We start from the raw sequence: 16,687 nt of genomic DNA, 5'->3' as shown, positions 1-16,687 counted from the left end.
TTCATTCATATACTGATCAAAAATAGTAAGACACAATCCTCAGTATTGAACCCTTGGCTACCTATAGAAAGATCAATAAACCAGCTATTGATGCTTAAATTTTGTCGTTTCTCAGGTTTTGTATTTGATTGCAAAAAAAAAAGTTCAATACAAAAAGCCACTCAATTGAGTGGCTTTTTTTGACCTTAAAAGCAGCAAATCAGATCTTTTTAATAGAAGATTTGAAACTTTTAGCGGACTATTCTGATTGCATTTCTGATGCAAAAATATTTTATTCATTACACCTGAAGAAACGAAATCACACAAGTATTTTCATCTGTTCGTTTCCTGTAAAAAGCTATTTATGCAACTTGGTTTATGATTCTTATCATTTTATCCGAGCAAAAAAACCGGATATTAAAGAAGTAATTTTGAAAAGGAAAATCATTTTTTCATGCCTGAACTGTTCTAATTAGTATCGTTCTGCCTTTAAATTTATTTTCCCTTTCTGAAGCCCCTTACCAGTTATCTCCAACTGGATTGCACCTGCAGTTTTGATTGCTTTAACCAGGACGACAAGTTTACCGCTGAAAAGCTTCATTTTATTTTCATGAAATATTTCCAGAGAAGTGGCATCGCCATTACATGCTGCTCTGTACGTTGCAGCGCCGGTTACTTTAAACTGCAGTTCGTTGACTGCTGTTGGACATGGAATTCCGTTTTTATCCACCACCGAAACGGTTACAAAAGAAATATCCTCACCATCGGCTTTGATCACTTTGCGATCTGCTTCGAGCACAATTTTATACGGATCTCCGGATGTTTTCACCTCACTTTCGGCAGCTATTTTTCCATTTGAATCAAATGCCACCACTTTTACCGTTCCGGGCTCATATTTCACATCATTCCACATTAAACGATAGCGGTTTTGCGGACTTGAATTGTTCTTTTTCTGCACTCCCCTGCTTTTTCCGTTTATAAAAAGCTCGGCGCTATCGTAATTGGTGTAAACGAAAACCGGAGTAATTTCGCCTTCTCTTCCTTTCCAGTTCCAATGTGGCAGTATATGAAGCGTTTTATCCTTCGTATTCCATCTGCTTCTGTACAGATAAAAACGGTCTTTGGGAAGTCCCGCCAGATCTGAAATTCCGAAATAAGAACTTCTTGAGGGCCATTTTTCATCATAAGGCGTAGGTTCTCCCAAATAATCAAAACCGGTCCAGACAAATTCGCCAATAACCCACGGTTTGTCATCCTGCAATACAAAATCTTCATCAGGAACATTCGACCAGCTGCACGCTTCGAGATCATAAGAAGAGCATTGAAAATCATCGTATTGTTTCTCTTTTTGCTGTACCACTGGAAATTTATAAATTCCTCTTGAACTCACTGTTGAAGCGGTTTCGGAACCGAGAATAAATCCTTGTGGAAACGATTTGTAAGCTTCTTCATAAAGGTGAACTCTGTAATTCAGTCCGGGTACATCTAACAAAGATCCAAAACCGGACGCCATAGTCTGTTTGACCTGATCCATTCCTACCGTTACCGGACGCGTAGGGTCTTCTCTATGAAAAATATCCTGCAAAAATTTAGCTCTCGTCAAACCTTCCGCTCCATATTGATCCGGAACTTCATTACCGGAACTCCACATGACAATACACGGATGATTTCGTGTGGCTCTCACCAAATTGACAATGTCCTTTTCTGCATATTCTTCAAAAAAGCGATGATATCCGTTTTGTACTTTTGGCTTCGCCCATTCATCAAAACTCTCCGCCAGAAACATAAATCCCATTTCGTCCGCCAGTTCAAGCTGTTCAAAAGAAGGCATATTATGCGAACTTCGGATGGCGTTACATCCCATATCTTTTAGAATCGTAAGCTGTCTGCGAAGCGCCGCTTTGTTTACCGCAGCACCAAGAGGTCCGAGGTCATGATGCAGACAAACTCCTTTAAATTTTGTCACTTTTCCGTTAAGGCTAAATCCTTTATGGGCTTCGTATTTAATCGATCTGATCCCAAATTTTATACTTTGTTCGTCTTTTAAAGTTCCGTCAGCTGCGTATAATTTCGTTACTGCCGTGTACAAATAAGGCGTCTCAGGACTCCACAGATGAGGTTTGGCAACAGTAATAGTCTGATGAAATTTTCCGTCTTTCACTTCAGTACCTTTCCCTGTGGCTACTACAGTATTAGCGGCGTCTTTTATTTGCGTTACCATAGACAAATTACTGCCATTCACCTCAGCTTTAAGATCCACAACAGCGGAATTTTCCGTAACATCCGGAGTGGTAATAAAAGTTCCCCACTGTACAAAGTTTTCTTCTTCTTTGACCACAATACTCACTTTTCTGTACAAACCAGCTCCCGGATACCATCTGGAAGAAAATGGCATATTGGTCAATTTTACGGCCAGCACGTTTTCTGATCCGGCAAGGAGATCATTTGTAATATCAATATAAAAATAGCTGTATCCATACCCCCAGTTTCCGATCTTTTTTCCGTTTAAAAAAACCTGAGGTTCGCTCATGGCACCTTCAAAAATAAGAAGTGCTTTTTTGCCTTTTTTAAACTCCGGAATCGAAAAGGTATTGCGATACCAGCCTGTACCAATATGTGGCAATGCCCCGGTACGGCCTGTTTTCTCCGTCGGAACTTTTTCTCCGTTTTGTTCAATGGCCGAAACCTGTTTGTCCCATTCCTTATCAAAAGGGCCGTAAATGGCCCAATCGTGCGGAACACTGACTTTTTCCCAGTTCGAAGCATCAAAATCTACCGCAAAGGCATCTCCAGTTACTTCTTTGGAAAAACGCCAGTTCTCTTTTAAAAGAACCGTTGTGGATTGCGACATCATTTTTCCCGACGAAAAAATCAGCAGCACTAATGATAATATTGATCTAAAAATTAATTTCATTTTTGGTTTTATTTTTTCACCACCAGAATAGTAAGACCATGTATCTGTATGAAACTTATTATCTTAATGGTAAAATTTAATTTTTAATTTTTAATTTTTAATTTTTAATTTTTAATTTTTAATTAAAAAAATATTTATTCTTTAAAAGCATCCAGTGCCGGTGACGGTTTTCCGTCAGGAAGCCAGGCGTTTAACTGATAACCGCTCCAGCTTTTTTCGCCTTGCGGTTCCCAGTAAATAACGCCTAAACCTTTATTACCGGGTACGCTTTTTACGGCTTTTATAGTGGCTTCGAGCATTTCTTTGGTGTTTTGGACTAAAGTATAATCACCTCCCACTTCGACGACCATCACTTCTTTATTATAGCGCGAAGCCATGTCTTTCAGGTTGTTTTCCAAATCTAAAATGGTACTCTGATAATCGGTTTTGATCCAATACGGGTAGTACGACAAACCAATCACATCATATCTCACCTTATTTTCAGTCGCTTTATCAAAAAACCATCGGAATTTTTCGCTTTTATTTCCTTCGTCCAGATGCACAATGACTTTAATTTTTGTATCGATTGCTTTTATAGCATCGTATCCTTTGTTCAGCAATTGCGCCAGCTGACTGAAATTCTCCGTACTGCCTTCCGGCCAGAGCATACCGCCCGGAATTTCATTTCCAACCTGAACCCATTCCGGCGTAACACCGGCTTTTTTCAGCATTTCCAAAACGTCATAAGTATGCTGGTACACATCGTTTAACAATTCCGGAAAAGAATGTTTGGCCCAGGCAGCCGGTTTATTTTGCTTGCCGGGATCTGCCCAGGAATCGCTGTAATGAAAATCGATCATGATACGCATTCCCATTTTTTGCGCGCGAACCGCCATGACAACTGTTTCCTGGGGGCTGCAGTGTCCGCTGGCTTTATCATTATTGGGATTTACCCAAACGCGCAAACGAATGGTATTTATGCCGCGGTCTTTTAATAATTGCAGACAGTCTTTCTCAGAACCGTCTGCATCATAAAATTTATAGCCTGTAGCTTCCATTTGTGGCAGCCAGCCTACATCTGCCCCGTTTGAAAAGGAGTTTTTTTCGCTAATCATTTTTGATTTACAAGAAGTAAATGCAAGGACCATTAGCAGCAAAAAAGATATAATTTTAAGTGATTTTTTCATGTTTTAGTCTTTACTGAAAGCCTGCATTACGGATAAGGCGTTGTTATCAAAACTGTATAAAGCCTGATTTTCGAATGTGGAACCACTTGTTGATTGTGGTCCTTTAAAAGCCACCCATTCGCCACCCCAATAGGCAAAACCTTGTCCAAATTGAGAGGTTTTTACCAGGTTTTTAATATCCGTAACAAAAGTTCTTTGTCCCGCCGGAGTTGCCGGATATCCTGGTACCAGCTGATCACTTGTTCCTACAATATTGTTCGTCTGATCGTTGTGCAATAAAGTAAAAGGATAAGCGGTTTCTGCAATCAGGACTTTTTTACTGAATTTCTGTCCTAAAGCATCAATAGTATTTTTTACTTCTGTTAAATCTTTACCGTGCCAAACCGGATAATAGGATAATCCGATATAGTCGTAATCAATACTTTTCATTTTGGTAAAAAACCAATCTGTAGCTCCGCCGTTTACACCTGCATAATGAATCATTATTTTGGTGTTGGGCGCTTTGCTGCGAACTGTTGCACTGGCAGCACTTAATAAAGCGATACATTGTTGTTCGTTACTGATCAGATTTCCCTGAGGCCACAATAAGCCGCTATTGATTTCATTACCAATCTGAATAATATCAGGATTGATTTCTGTAATTATGGTTGAGGTATAATTGGTAACGGCGGTTTTTAAATCGGTAAAAGATAGATTTTTCCATTCTTCGGGAGTCGTCTGAACGCCCGGATCGGCCCAGGTATCCGAATAGTGAACGGTAAGCCAGACTCTTAAACCGGCTTTCCTTGCTTTTTGAGCCAGTTGTTTTACTTCGTTTAAACCGGAACGGCCGTTTACAGGATTTTTCCATAAACGAATCCGCACGGTATTACAGCCTGCATTTTTTAGTGTGGTAAGCATTCCTTCAGCTTTGCCGTTGTTGTAAAATTTGGTTCCCAACGATTCCATTTGAGGAAGAAATGAAACATCGGATGCCCTGATAAAAGTATCACTTGCATCCGGCGGGTTCACCGCTTCTGTATCTGCAGCATCATTATTGGAGCACGAAAACTGAATGACAGTGATAACGAGCAACCCCAGAATTTTGATATATTTTTTCATTATGATGATTTATAATTGGTGAAATTTTGAATTTAAAATAAGTTTTTTTTTAAAGAAGAAGCCTCAAAATAAGAACATTGAGGCTTCTCTTATTTTTTTAATTCAATTTATGGAGTTGAGATGAACATATAACGGCCATCTAAGTCATTGAACCAGATATCGTATTTTCCGGCCTCCACAATAATATCTCCGCCATTATCTCCCCAGCTGACATCCCAGCTGTTGTTCGCTTTAAATTTCATTTTTCCGGCTTTAAAGGTTTGGGTCACTTTCCAGATATGGGCATCAAAGGCAGATTGTACTAAAGGAACTTCAGTATTCCAGCCGGTATCATCGCCTGTTAATACAGATCCTGTCAAAGTAATGGTTGCATACGTGGTCATTGGTCCTGTATACGGTGTGATTTTGTATGTCAATTCTTCAAGATTCACTTCAAAACTATAATACCCTGAAGCTGTTGTTGGGAATACCCCCGGATCCGTATCGCCTTCTGTTGCTCTGTATTGTACTTTGGCACCGTTTGTTCCGTAAGCCGGAGCCCAGAAACCAATTTGTTCGATTAATTTAAACCCATCTTTATTAAAATATCCGGTATAATAGAACTTGGCATTTTCTTTTGTGTCTCTGTAAATTGGCATATTGTTGCTGGTTACACTCCATCCTGCAGCGGTACCAGGCCCTACTAAAAACAAATCAATTCTAGGGAATACACCTCTGTAAGGCGTCAGTGCAATTGTAATAGGTGTAGAAAGTTTTGGCTCTGAAAGTGTTGTTCCAACCGTTGCTTTAATTCGAACATCGATGGTTCCTTCAACATCAGCTGTAAGCCCCAGTTCAAGTGCTTTTGCATTAAGCTCAGCCACTGAAATAGCGGCGTGAGTAGAAGTCGAAGACGTAATATCTACCGGAGCTGCAAATTCTGTATTACTGGCTGCAAACTGTACGGTATACGTAACAATTGTTGGTGTTCCGTAACTCACTTTTTCCCAGGTAAAGGTCAGGGCCGTATTGTTCGGTGTATCTTTATTTAAAATAGTCGAAGAACCGCTTTCCGGAGTTATGATGGAGAAAGCAGCTTCCTGAGGCTCTAAAATCATCAAATCCGTTTCGTTTTCACAAGACCAAAGTCCTGTCATTAAGGCAATAGCTATAAAGATTTTATATATGTGTTTCATTTTTCGTATCATTTATGTTTAAAAAAAGTTTTAGTACCCCGTGTTTTGAGTCAAATTTCTATTGGCTCCCAATGATCCTTCCGGAATTGGAAAAACGCTTCTGTAAGAAGGAATAGAAATTCCTTTTGAAGAATTTCCTTTCCACGCCCAGTTGTACGATCCTCCGGTATATTTTCCAAAACGGATTAAATCTTGTCTTCGGTGTGCTTCCCAGTGCAATTCACGTGCTCTTTCGTCAATTAAAAAATCAAGGGTCAGGTTGCTTAAAGCAATGTTTCCAACGGTCGAATTATTGTTGGCTCTTTGTCTTAAAGCATTTACATAATTTAATGCCTGGGGAAGTGTCCCGTTTCCGCCTCTTAAAGTGGCTTCCGCATACATTAGATAGACATCGGCTAACCTGAACAATGGAAAATCAGTATCTGCAAACGACGAACTGCTTCCGTTTACGCCTGTTGACGTTTTATTCGAAAATTTAGATAAAATATAACCTTGCGTTTTTACACCAATATCTTCAATATCAATCGATCTTTGTTTCCCCGGATCACCCTGAACGCCTTTTCCTATGGTATTTCTGGTGTCCTGGCTAAATTTTGTACCGTCAAATTTCTGGGCAAACTCTTTTCTGATTCTAAGGGCTCCTGTCCAGCCGCCAATTCCAAAATCAGCGCCGTTGTTTTCCCATGCCCCAATTTGTCCGTTCGTTAACACCGTGGTGGCGCCCCAGTTTTGGGAAACTGCTCCATCCGACTGGATTCCGAAAATGATTTCTTCAGAAGTGTTGTTGTCTGCTTTAAAATTGTCGAGGTATTTTGGCTTTAAAGTATACCCTCCTGCAATGATTTCATTACACATGGTAATACAGTCATCAAAACGATTGGCCTGAATGTAGACCTGGGCATTCAGATACATTTTGGCCAGAATCATACGTGCCATAGACTGGTCTAATCTTCCGTATTCATTCGTTCTGGCGGCTTTTAAATCCGGCAAAACCGCTTTTAATTCACTTTCAATAAAATCGAATAATTGTTTTCTGTTGTACTCGGGTCCGGTAAAATTTACAGGATCATTTTCGGTATACATCGGTGCTTTTCCAAATAAATCCATCATGTTGTAATACGCATACGCTCTTAAAACACGAACCTCTTTACGGTAAAGTGTGATATCGGCCAGAGTTGCAGGATTAGTAATGCCTCTTGCACTTAGTTTTTCGGGGGTACTCTGACGTAAAAACTCGTTTGCATACGATACCGAAACCATCGTTCTGCTGAACATTCCTAAAATAACAGGGTTTGCCGGTGTCCAGATATTACGCTGTAATTCTGCCGTTCCTCCGTCATTTTCATAACTCCATACCAGTTCGTCTGTGGTTAATTCCTGCAAATACAACAAACATCTTGTAAACTGGCTTGTTCCGGCATCTACCCCTTCAAGCGAAGAATTATCAGGGCCAAGTACTCCTGTTAAAGTTAAATTTCCGTAAACGCCTGCGAAAGCTTTTTTATAGCCGTCCGGAGTCGAAAATAAAACATCAGACGAAAGTACGTCATCATCTTTAGACACTACGTTTAAGTCATCTGTACAAGACTGGAAAACGGTAGTCAAGGCTAAAATTGTTATTAAAATATATTTTTTCATCGTTTCGTTATTAAAATTTAAGATTAAGACCAAATAAGATGGATCGTTGTCTAGGGTAAATCGTTTTGTCTACACCGTTATTGGTAATTTCAGGATCTAAACCACTGTATTTGGTAATTACAAAAACGTTCTGAACTCCGGTTGATACTCTCAACGAGGCTTTACTGTTCAGCCAGTTATTTAAGGTATAGCCTAACGTAACGTTGTCTAATTTTAAGAAAGAAGCATTCTCAATATAAAGGTCGGACAATACCACATTTGAAGTTGTCTGAAAATTAGTTTCTGTTACCTGAGACGGAATATTGCTTAACACCCCACCGTTTTCCATAGCATCATATTGTGCACGGCTCGCATCTACGGCATTAAAAATGCGGTTACCGACACTGGCTCTTAAATTGAATGAAAAATCAAATTTTTTATAATTCATGTTCGACGCAAATCCCAATGTAAAATCAGGGTCCGGATTATTGTAGATGTATTTATCTGCATCATTTTTGACATTATCGCCATTCAAATCGGCAAAAGCACCATCAATTGGTTTTCCCTCGTTGTTGTACAATTGTTTGTATACGTAGAAAGAATAAGGTGTGTAACCTTCTCTGAAAATCTGCCCCGGAGTTCCCGTTCCTGCAATGTTATCTCCTAAAAAGATGTCGGTTCCGTTAACCAGATTTTTGATTCTTCTTTCGAATTTTGAAATATTAAAATTCATATTCCAGTTGAAATTCTGTGTTTTAATGGCATTCGCATTAATCGTAAACTCCACCCCTTTTGTTGTAAAGCTTCCTACGTTTTGGAAGACACGGTTGGAGAAATTACTACCATCAGATATGGCTGCGTTTACCAATAAATCTTTCGATTCCTTATAATAAACATCAAGTCCGGCAGACAGGCGATTGTCTAAAAAACCAAAATCAAGACCTGCGTTATAGGAAGTGGTTTCTTCCCATTTCAAATTGTTTGTTCTTTTGGATGGAAGTGCCACCGGAACCGGGCTGTCTCCAAAATAATATTCCGAATTTCCGCCGCCTACCTGGTATTTTTGCAGGTATCCGTTGGGTTCCGGAATATCCTGTTGCCCTGTTATACCGTAACTTAATCTTAATTTCAAGTCGGATAATAGGGTACTTTCTTTAAAGAAATCTTCCTTAATTTTCCACGCAAAAGCAACAGAAGGGAAATTCCCCCAACGATTCGCTTCTTCAAATCTTGATGAACCATCTCTTCTGTACGATAAAGTCAACAAGTATTTATCTCTGAAATTTAAGTTAGTTCTGGCAAAGAATCCTAATAAAACGACATCGGTATCGAGCGTAGTTTCAGGAAATGTGGAGGGTAAATCCGGGTTTAAAATATTACCGGTTTCAAATTTTGAGCTTTGAAATTTCTGGTATGAATAACCGCCTGTCATTTCAAAATTCAATGCATTAAAAGTTTTGTTATAAACCAGATACGTATCTAACAATTTATTTCTTCTGGTCGCTTCCGTATATTCATTTGTCCCGTACGGAATGTTATTGTTGGATGGAGCAGAACCGGCATCAGCACCCACCACTCTTCTTCGGTCTCCGTTAGATTCGTCAAAACCAACATTTACAACAGCTCTTAAAGCAGGTAAAAAATGAAATTTATAATCCATTTCGAAATTCCCGAAAATCCTGTCATTGGTTCCCCTGTCATTGGTATTCAGCAATTGCGAAACCGGATTTCTGGCAGCCGTTGAAACTAAAGGATAATTTCCGTTGGCATCAATTCCGGTCGTATATTCAAAATAACCTCCGTAAGGCGCACCTTCCACTTTTATAGGCTGAGTGGGGTCAAAACCAATCGCAGCTCCTTCAACAGCATCTGTAAATCGGTTGATTTCGTTGGTATAATTGGCTGAAAGCCTCAATTTTAAATGATTGTCCAGAAAAGTTGGATTCATTACCAAACCAATCGTGTTTCTTTTGAAGTTATTCGTTAAACGTAAACCTTGCTGATCGGTATTTCCCAAAGTTAAACTTGTTGGAATAACATTGAATAAACTTCCTCTCACCGCTAAACTCTGATCTATGGTTCCGGTATTTCTGTAAATTGCTTTTTGCCAGTCGGTATTGGCCGTTCCCAGTTTACTCAGGTCGTCGCTTCGTCGGTCTGCAATAACACTTCTAAATTCATCAGCACTAAAAACATCAACGGTTTTAGTCAGCGATCCGGCTGCATATTGTACATTATAATCTACCGACAATGTTTTGCTTCCTTTTTTAGTGGTGATGATAATAACCCCATTGGAGGCACGGGAACCGTAAATCGCAGAAGCCGATGCATCTTTAAGAACCGTTATCGATTCCACCGTTGCCGGATTTAAGGAGGCCAAAAACGAAGAAGAACCCGTATTGGTCGCATTATCAAGAGGCAATCCGTCAATAACAATAAGAGGATCGTTACTCGCAAAAAGCGAACTTCCTCCACGAATCCTGATTTGCGAACTGGAACCGGGAGCTCCCGTTGAATTAACGGTTAAACCGGCTACCCTTCCGTTAAGAAGGTTTTCTGTGGTAATATTATTTCCTTTGTTAAAGTCTTTTGTAGTAAGTGCGGTAACAGATCCTGTAGCGTCTTTCTTTTTAACGCTTCCGTAACCTACCTGAACCACTACTTCTTTTAGCTGATTGTTATCTTCTTCAAGAGATACTGTTATGTTTTTCTGTCCGGCAACCGCTATGGTCTGATTGATATAACCGGTATAGGAAAATGTAATTTTACTATCTGCTTTTACTCCGGATAATTGAAATTTTCCGTCAAAGTCTGTAGAGGTACTACTATTTGCCCCTAGTACTTTTATGTTTACTCCCGGTATGGGCTGTCTGGTCGATTTTTCCAGGACAATACCGCTAATCGTGTTCTGAGCAAAAACACAAAAAGGAAGTAAGAGTACTAAAAGTAAAAATTTGGTTTTAAGTCTTTTCATACTTTTTTAATTGGTTTGATTTAAGTTAGTTTTTTTTAATTAGAGTGGGTGATAAAATGAGTGCAGCGTGATATAATTTTAAAGATTATGATCTGCTTCTCCAAATAAGCTTACGCTCTTTTTTTTACAAGGAGAAAAGGTTTCCGTCTGTAGATTTTAATTGAAATACTGGTCATGTTTAAATTGTTTTTGGTTACAATAATGGGTTAGTTTGTTTTTGCTGACTTCTGCTGAACGAAAAAATAAAGCGGTAGCACTCAAACGTTATAGCTTGTCAACTCACCCTGCAAATTAAGTACAGAGCGCGATATTACGACAGGGAAAAATTCATTTATAAAAGGGGACAATTTCGTAAAAGTGTCCATAGAACACTTCATAAAAACATATCCTTCAATTTTTTCTTTCAAAAAAAATGATAATCAAAATAATTAACCTTTATAATAACAGATTTAACAATCTGATCGTTTGTGGTTTTTAATCTGCAAATTCTCATAAAAAAAACCTTTTAATAGAGCGAAAATTTTACCGCAAAGGGCGCAAGGTTTTTTTATCACAGGAAACGTTTTTGAAAGCGCAAAGTTCGCAAGGCATTGTGTTGATTTAGCTTTGCGAACTTTGCGCTTTCTAAGGCATACCTTCATAAAAATCTTTGCGACTTTGCGGTAAAAAACAAGAAAGCGCAAAGTTCGCAAGGCTTAGTGTTGATTTAGCTTTGCGAACCTTGCGCTTTCTAAGGCATACCTTGATAAAAATCTTTGCGACTTTGCGGTAAAAAAACAACAAGTAAGGTTGACACAAAAAACAAATTTTCTTTTTACACATTCAATAATAATTGTGTTAATTTCGCAACGTATACAGATTTTAAATATATTCACCTAAAAAACGGATCCCGCTTTCTGATCACAGCCCTTTTATTTTCGTATATCAAAGAGCAGCATGCTTTTTAAAAATTTTTCTATGAATAAGTTACTGTCCTTTCTTGTTATTAGTCTCCTGCACATCCCTGCATCCGGACAAAATTACCCGATAAGACATCTTGATATTTCATCGGGACTTTCGAACAATTCTGTTGCCTCTGTCTATCAGGATCAGAATGGGTATATGTGGTTTGGGACTTTTGACGGACTGAACCGCTATGATGGAAATGATTTTAAGGTTTACCGCCACATTCACACCGATCCAAATTCGATTCAGGGAAATGCTATCAGCTGCATCGAAGGTGACTTTGAAAATAATTTATGGGTAGGAACAACTGCCGGCCCGGTGGTTTTTAATGCCGAACGGTCTGCTTTTAGTCCGTTGCAGTATTATGACACGAACCGAAAAATCAAACCTTTGAACGTTACCGCTTACGAAATAATTGCCGTTCATTCACAGCATATCATTCTAGTCGCTACCAAAGAAGCGATTGTCGTATATAAGGAAGGAGAGAAAATTGGAACAGCAATTCCTTTCAAAGGGAAACTAAATTATATCGCAAGATCCATCTCTTATCATGCGAAAAAACAAATCTTTTATGTTTTTATCACCGGAACCGGTCTTTGCCAGTACGATCTTAAATCAAAGAAACTAACGCTTCTCAATACTACCATTACCGGTGCCAATTGCATTAAACTGACCCCTGAAGGACTCTGGATCGGATCAGACGAAGGCGCTTACTTATACAACGACCGCCTGAATACCTATTCAGAAAATTACTTTCCGGAAAAAACCGTCGTGCGCGACTTTTTTCAGCAGGACAACAGGCTCTGGATTGCCACTGACGGAGCCGGACTTTATACTCTTACTAAAAATCAGACTGCTCCTGTTTTATACCGTGCCAGCGGTCCTGTTGCATTGCTGAACAGTAAATCGCTGTATGATATATTTGAAAGTAAAACCGGAGAAATGTGGTTCGGAACCCTGCGCGGAGGCGTCAGTATGATGGGGAAACAACCGCTTTATTTTAATCATTTTAAAAGTAAAGATCCGCTGACGCATAAAGAAGACGAAGATCCCGCCGCCAACTTCATGCTTTCTTTCTGCGAAGATGAAAAGAAAAATATCTGGATTGGTACTGATGGCGCCGGAATGCGCTACTGGAACAGAAAACAGAATACCTACGACGTTTATTCGACAACTGCAGCTGCCGGCAGAAAAATCCAGAGCAATTTTGTGACCAGCATCGTCAGGGATGCAGATAATGCCATCTGGGTGGCGATGTGGAAAGGCGGCGTCTGCCGTATTGATCCGAAATCAAAAGCCATTCAGAATTTCTCGATTTACAATCAAATTACCAAAAAAGCAGAACAGGAATCGTGGCTACTGTTTATAGATTCCAGAAAAACGTTATGGCTTGCCGTTACAAACAACGGCGCACTCTACCAATTTGACAAAAAACAAAACAAATTCATCTGCTACAGTACCGCTTTGCGCGATGTCACCTGTCTCTATGAAACCAAAGACGGAAAAATCTGGGGCGGAACCTTTAATTCCTTTTTTGAAATAGACCCAAAAACAAAAAAAGTAAAAAACTACCCTTCCGAGTATACCATCAGATGCATCATTGAAGATCAGAACAAAAATCTTTGGATTGGTACCGTTGAAGGCGGCCTTCTCTTATTCAACCGAAAAACGGGCACTTTCAAAAAATATACCACACAAAACGGCCTTTCGAGCAATACCGTACTTCGCCTTCTGGAAGACAAAAAAGGGGATTTATGGATGAGTACGTATCACGGGATTTCAAGATTGAATCCTAAAACCAATACTTTCAGGAATTTCGGGGTTTCTGATGGACTCCAGGGCAATCAGTTTAGCTGGAATGCGGGAACGGAACTTTCAACAGGAGAATTTATTTTTGGCGGGATCAACGGGTTCAATGTTTTTGATCCGGACCATATCAAAGACAAAAAAAATACCGGCAAATTTTTATTAAATGATTTGCTGGTCAACAATCAGTCCTTAAACCCGGACAGTCCTTATATCATCGAAAAAAAACTCGAAATGATCAGCGCTGCCGAACTTCCTTATGAAAAATCCGCCTTAAGTTTTGATTTTGTGTACCTGGATTATGTCAATTCCGAAAAAATAAATACCGCTTATTTTCTCGAAGGCTGGGACAAGGACTGGAACTATACTTCAAAAAATAACCGAGCCAATTATTCCCGACTGACCGAAGGAACTTATGTTTTTAAAGTAAAAACAACCGATGTTTTTGGAAACTGGACCAACGAAGTAACGCTCGCGACAGTAAAAATCCTTCCGCCCTGGTACAGAACCTGGTGGGCCTATACTTTTTATCTGCTCGCTGCTGCCGGTGCCATTTATGCCTACGTAGGTTATCATAAAAACAAGGAAAGGCTGCGCTACGAAATAAAACTGGCGCGTATGGAGCATACAAAAGACAAGGAACATGCCGAAAAGCAGTTTTCGATGTTTACTTATATGGCGCATGAATTGCGAACTCCCCTGTCTTTAATTATAAATCCGCTCAAAAGTGCCATTGACAGAAAAAACCGTGCTGAAGACGATCTCGACCTGAACCTTGCCTACAAAAATGCCAAAAGGTTACTGAGCCTTACCGATCAGTTACTGTTGTTTAGAAAAGCCGAAACGGATCTGGATGAACTTAAAATTTCGAAAATTAATTTAAACAGCCTGTGCCGGGAAATCTACGACAGTTTTACGCAAATGGCAGCCGTTAAAAGTTTAAATTATCAGTTAGTTGAAGAAAAAACACCCGTTGAAATATATGGCGATTATGAAAAAATAGAGATTACGCTTTTCAATCTGATCTCCAATGCGTTCAAATTTACCCCTAATAAAGGAACAATCAGTATAGAGATCATCGAGAATACGGCTGATGTTTCGATTATCATATCTGATACCGGCAGCGGAATTCAGGAGCAGGATCTGGCCACTATTTTTGAAAAATTCAAACAAATTCAGTCCAAAGCCAGCAACGGGTTCGGAATAGGTCTGTATGTTGCCAAATATTTTGTGCATAAACATCATGGTGAGATCACGTGTACGAGTGAAGTCGGAAAAGGCACTTCGTTCACGATTATACTTCCAAAAGGGAAAAGTCATTTTGCGGAAATGAACATCACAGACAATTATCCCCAAATGTCGCCTCTTGTAGGGGAACTTCTGGAAGGAATGCCGGCAGCGAATCAGAATACATCTAAAAACAACGATCAGCCCTCAAATCCCGAAAATATACAGGAAGCCTTAATCAGTACCAAAAAAGTATTGCTCATTGTGGAGGACAATCCTGAAATGAATCATTACCTCGTACAGCTTTTTACCAAAAATTATATTGTGTATTCGGCCGCTAATGGAATCGAAGGACTGAAACTGGTTGAAAAACATATGCCTGATATTGTACTGAGCGATATTTCAATGGAAGGAATGAACGGTTTGGATTTATGCAAAAAAATCAAACAAAATGATGATTTAAGCCATATTCCCGTCATACTGCTCACCGCTACCACCAGCAATGACATCCATTTGCAGAGCATTACCGAAGGTGCAGACGATTATGTGACCAAACCTTTTGACAGCGATATCCTTCTGGCACGTGTAGATGCAGTACTTAGAAACAGGGGGCAATTGCGCAAGTATTTCCTGGACAGCATTACCCTTCGTGAAAACAGCCATAAAGTGCCTCTTGAATACAAAGAATTTCTGGATAAATGCATCGAAATCGTCGAAGCCAATCTGGAAAACAGCGAATTTAACCTGAAAAGTTTCTCTGCTGCAATGGGCATGAGTCATTCCAGTCTGTACAAAAAGATTAAAGCCATTTCTGGACAAACCGTAAACGTTTTTATCCGGTCGATCCGAATCCGCAGGGCTGCCGTAATTATGCTGACCGAAAATATTAATATCGCCCAGGTCGGCCCTCAGGTGGGTATCGAAGACCAGCGCTATTTCCGTCAGCAATTCGTAAAATTGTTTGGGATGAAACCTTCCGAGTATATCAGGAAATACAGGAATTCGTTTAATAAGGAATTGAATATCATTCAGAAAGGGGATAATATATAACTTGAATTTTTGCAGATTAAACATTCGTACATTATCTGATGGATTTTCTGTCTCATAAGCTGACCAAAAAAATTAGTCCCGAAGGAGATTTTATTTTTTCTAAGGATAAAATATCCCGGAATACACCTATAATATTCTTACAAAAATAATATTTTACAGGATATTTTTTTATCTTTGAAACTCACAATTTTTAACCCAAATGGCTTTATCTTTGAGCCTTTAGAAAATAGATACCGATTATGGAACAGAAAATACATCAGGGAAGAAACGTAAAACGTTTCAGAGAAATGCTTGGCATCAAACAGGAAGCACTGGCTTATGATTTGGGAGAAGACTGGAATCAGAAAAAAATTTCCATGTTAGAGCAGAAAGATGTAATTGAACATGGCCTGCTTAAACAGATCTCAAACTCATTACGAATTCCGGTTGAAGCTTTTCAAAATTTTGATGAGGAACATGCTGTAAATATAATAACTAACACCTTCAATGATCAGTCTTACGGATACAATTATCATTCAACTTTTAACGTAAATCCAATAGAAAAATGGATAGAGGCTTTAGAGGAAATTAAGAGATTAAATTTAGAACTTTTGAAAACCAAAGAGGAACATATTAAGACTTTGGAGAAATTACTAAAAGATAAATAAGCTTTATAAAGACACTGTCCTAAAAAGTGTGTAAGTTTAAAAATAACGGGGTTTGACTTTTTAATTAAAGTTGGACCCTTTTTTCA

8 protein-coding genes are annotated in these 16,687 nt (G+C 39.1%); 2 read left to right on the top strand and 6 right to left on the bottom strand.

Annotation, left to right across the window (positions count from 1 at the left end; translation table 11 throughout):
* Positions 1-451 precede the first annotated feature (451 nt).
* The 6 genes from GJU43_RS13575 to GJU43_RS13550 form a co-directional block, all read right to left on the bottom strand.
* Complete coding sequence (locus GJU43_RS13575) at positions 452-2,893, bottom strand: DUF4982 domain-containing protein (protein ID WP_154341296.1); 2,442 nt, start codon at positions 2,891-2,893, stop codon at positions 452-454.
* A gap of 134 nt (positions 2,894-3,027) precedes the next feature.
* Positions 3,028-3,987: a glycosyl hydrolase 53 family protein gene (locus tag GJU43_RS13570; RefSeq protein WP_229655060.1), complete on the bottom strand. Its 960-nt coding sequence runs from the start codon at positions 3,985-3,987 to the stop codon at positions 3,028-3,030.
* Between the two features lie 75 nt (positions 3,988-4,062).
* Positions 4,063-5,160: a glycosyl hydrolase 53 family protein gene (locus GJU43_RS13565; RefSeq protein ID WP_154341295.1), complete on the bottom strand. Its 1,098-nt coding sequence runs from the start codon at positions 5,158-5,160 to the stop codon at positions 4,063-4,065.
* Positions 5,161-5,267: 107 nt separating this feature from the next.
* Positions 5,268-6,335 carry a SusE domain-containing protein gene (locus GJU43_RS13560; protein WP_195760045.1) on the bottom strand — a complete coding sequence of 356 codons (1,068 nt, stop codon included), beginning with the start codon at positions 6,333-6,335 and terminating at the stop codon, positions 5,268-5,270.
* A 30-nt stretch (positions 6,336-6,365) separates the two neighbouring features.
* Positions 6,366-7,973 (bottom strand): RagB/SusD family nutrient uptake outer membrane protein, encoded by a 1,608-nt coding sequence (locus tag GJU43_RS13555; RefSeq protein ID WP_154341293.1) that lies wholly within the window; start codon positions 7,971-7,973, stop codon positions 6,366-6,368.
* A gap of 10 nt (positions 7,974-7,983) precedes the next feature.
* A complete protein-coding gene (locus GJU43_RS13550) occupies positions 7,984-10,926 on the bottom strand; it encodes a SusC/RagA family TonB-linked outer membrane protein (protein ID WP_154341292.1) in 2,943 nt (980 codons plus the stop codon).
* A 957-nt stretch (positions 10,927-11,883) separates the two neighbouring features.
* Here GJU43_RS13550 and GJU43_RS13545 point away from each other — a divergent pair.
* Both GJU43_RS13545 and GJU43_RS13540 read left to right on the top strand, forming a co-directional pair.
* Complete coding sequence (locus tag GJU43_RS13545) at positions 11,884-15,954, top strand: two-component regulator propeller domain-containing protein (RefSeq protein ID WP_154341291.1); 4,071 nt, start codon at positions 11,884-11,886, stop codon at positions 15,952-15,954.
* 239 nt (positions 15,955-16,193) lie between these two features.
* Positions 16,194-16,601: a helix-turn-helix domain-containing protein gene (locus GJU43_RS13540; RefSeq protein ID WP_154341290.1), complete on the top strand. Its 408-nt coding sequence runs from the start codon at positions 16,194-16,196 to the stop codon at positions 16,599-16,601.
* Positions 16,602-16,687 lie beyond the last annotated feature (86 nt).

The organism is Flavobacterium sp. LC2016-23 (genome assembly GCF_009674775.1).
Lineage (GTDB): Bacteria > Bacteroidota > Bacteroidia > Flavobacteriales > Flavobacteriaceae > Flavobacterium.
The sequence above is the reverse complement of the archived record's forward strand: the minus strand, read 5'-3'. Positions and strand labels throughout refer to the sequence as shown.

Coding starts and splice junctions, on each gene's coding strand:
- GJU43_RS13555 (WP_154341293.1), bottom strand. CDS start 7,973: ATGAAAAAATATATTTTAATAACAATTTTAGCCTTGACTACCGTTTTC.
- GJU43_RS13545 (WP_154341291.1), top strand. CDS start 11,884: ATGAATAAGTTACTGTCCTTTCTTGTTATTAGTCTCCTGCACATCCCT.
- GJU43_RS13570 (WP_229655060.1), bottom strand. CDS start 3,987: ATGATTAGCGAAAAAAACTCCTTTTCAAACGGGGCAGATGTAGGCTGG.
- GJU43_RS13550 (WP_154341292.1), bottom strand. CDS start 10,926: ATGAAAAGACTTAAAACCAAATTTTTACTTTTAGTACTCTTACTTCCT.
- GJU43_RS13565 (WP_154341295.1), bottom strand. CDS start 5,160: ATGAAAAAATATATCAAAATTCTGGGGTTGCTCGTTATCACTGTCATT.
- GJU43_RS13575 (WP_154341296.1), bottom strand. CDS start 2,893: ATGAAATTAATTTTTAGATCAATATTATCATTAGTGCTGCTGATTTTT.
- GJU43_RS13540 (WP_154341290.1), top strand. CDS start 16,194: ATGGAACAGAAAATACATCAGGGAAGAAACGTAAAACGTTTCAGAGAA.
- GJU43_RS13560 (WP_195760045.1), bottom strand. CDS start 6,335: ATGAAACACATATATAAAATCTTTATAGCTATTGCCTTAATGACAGGA.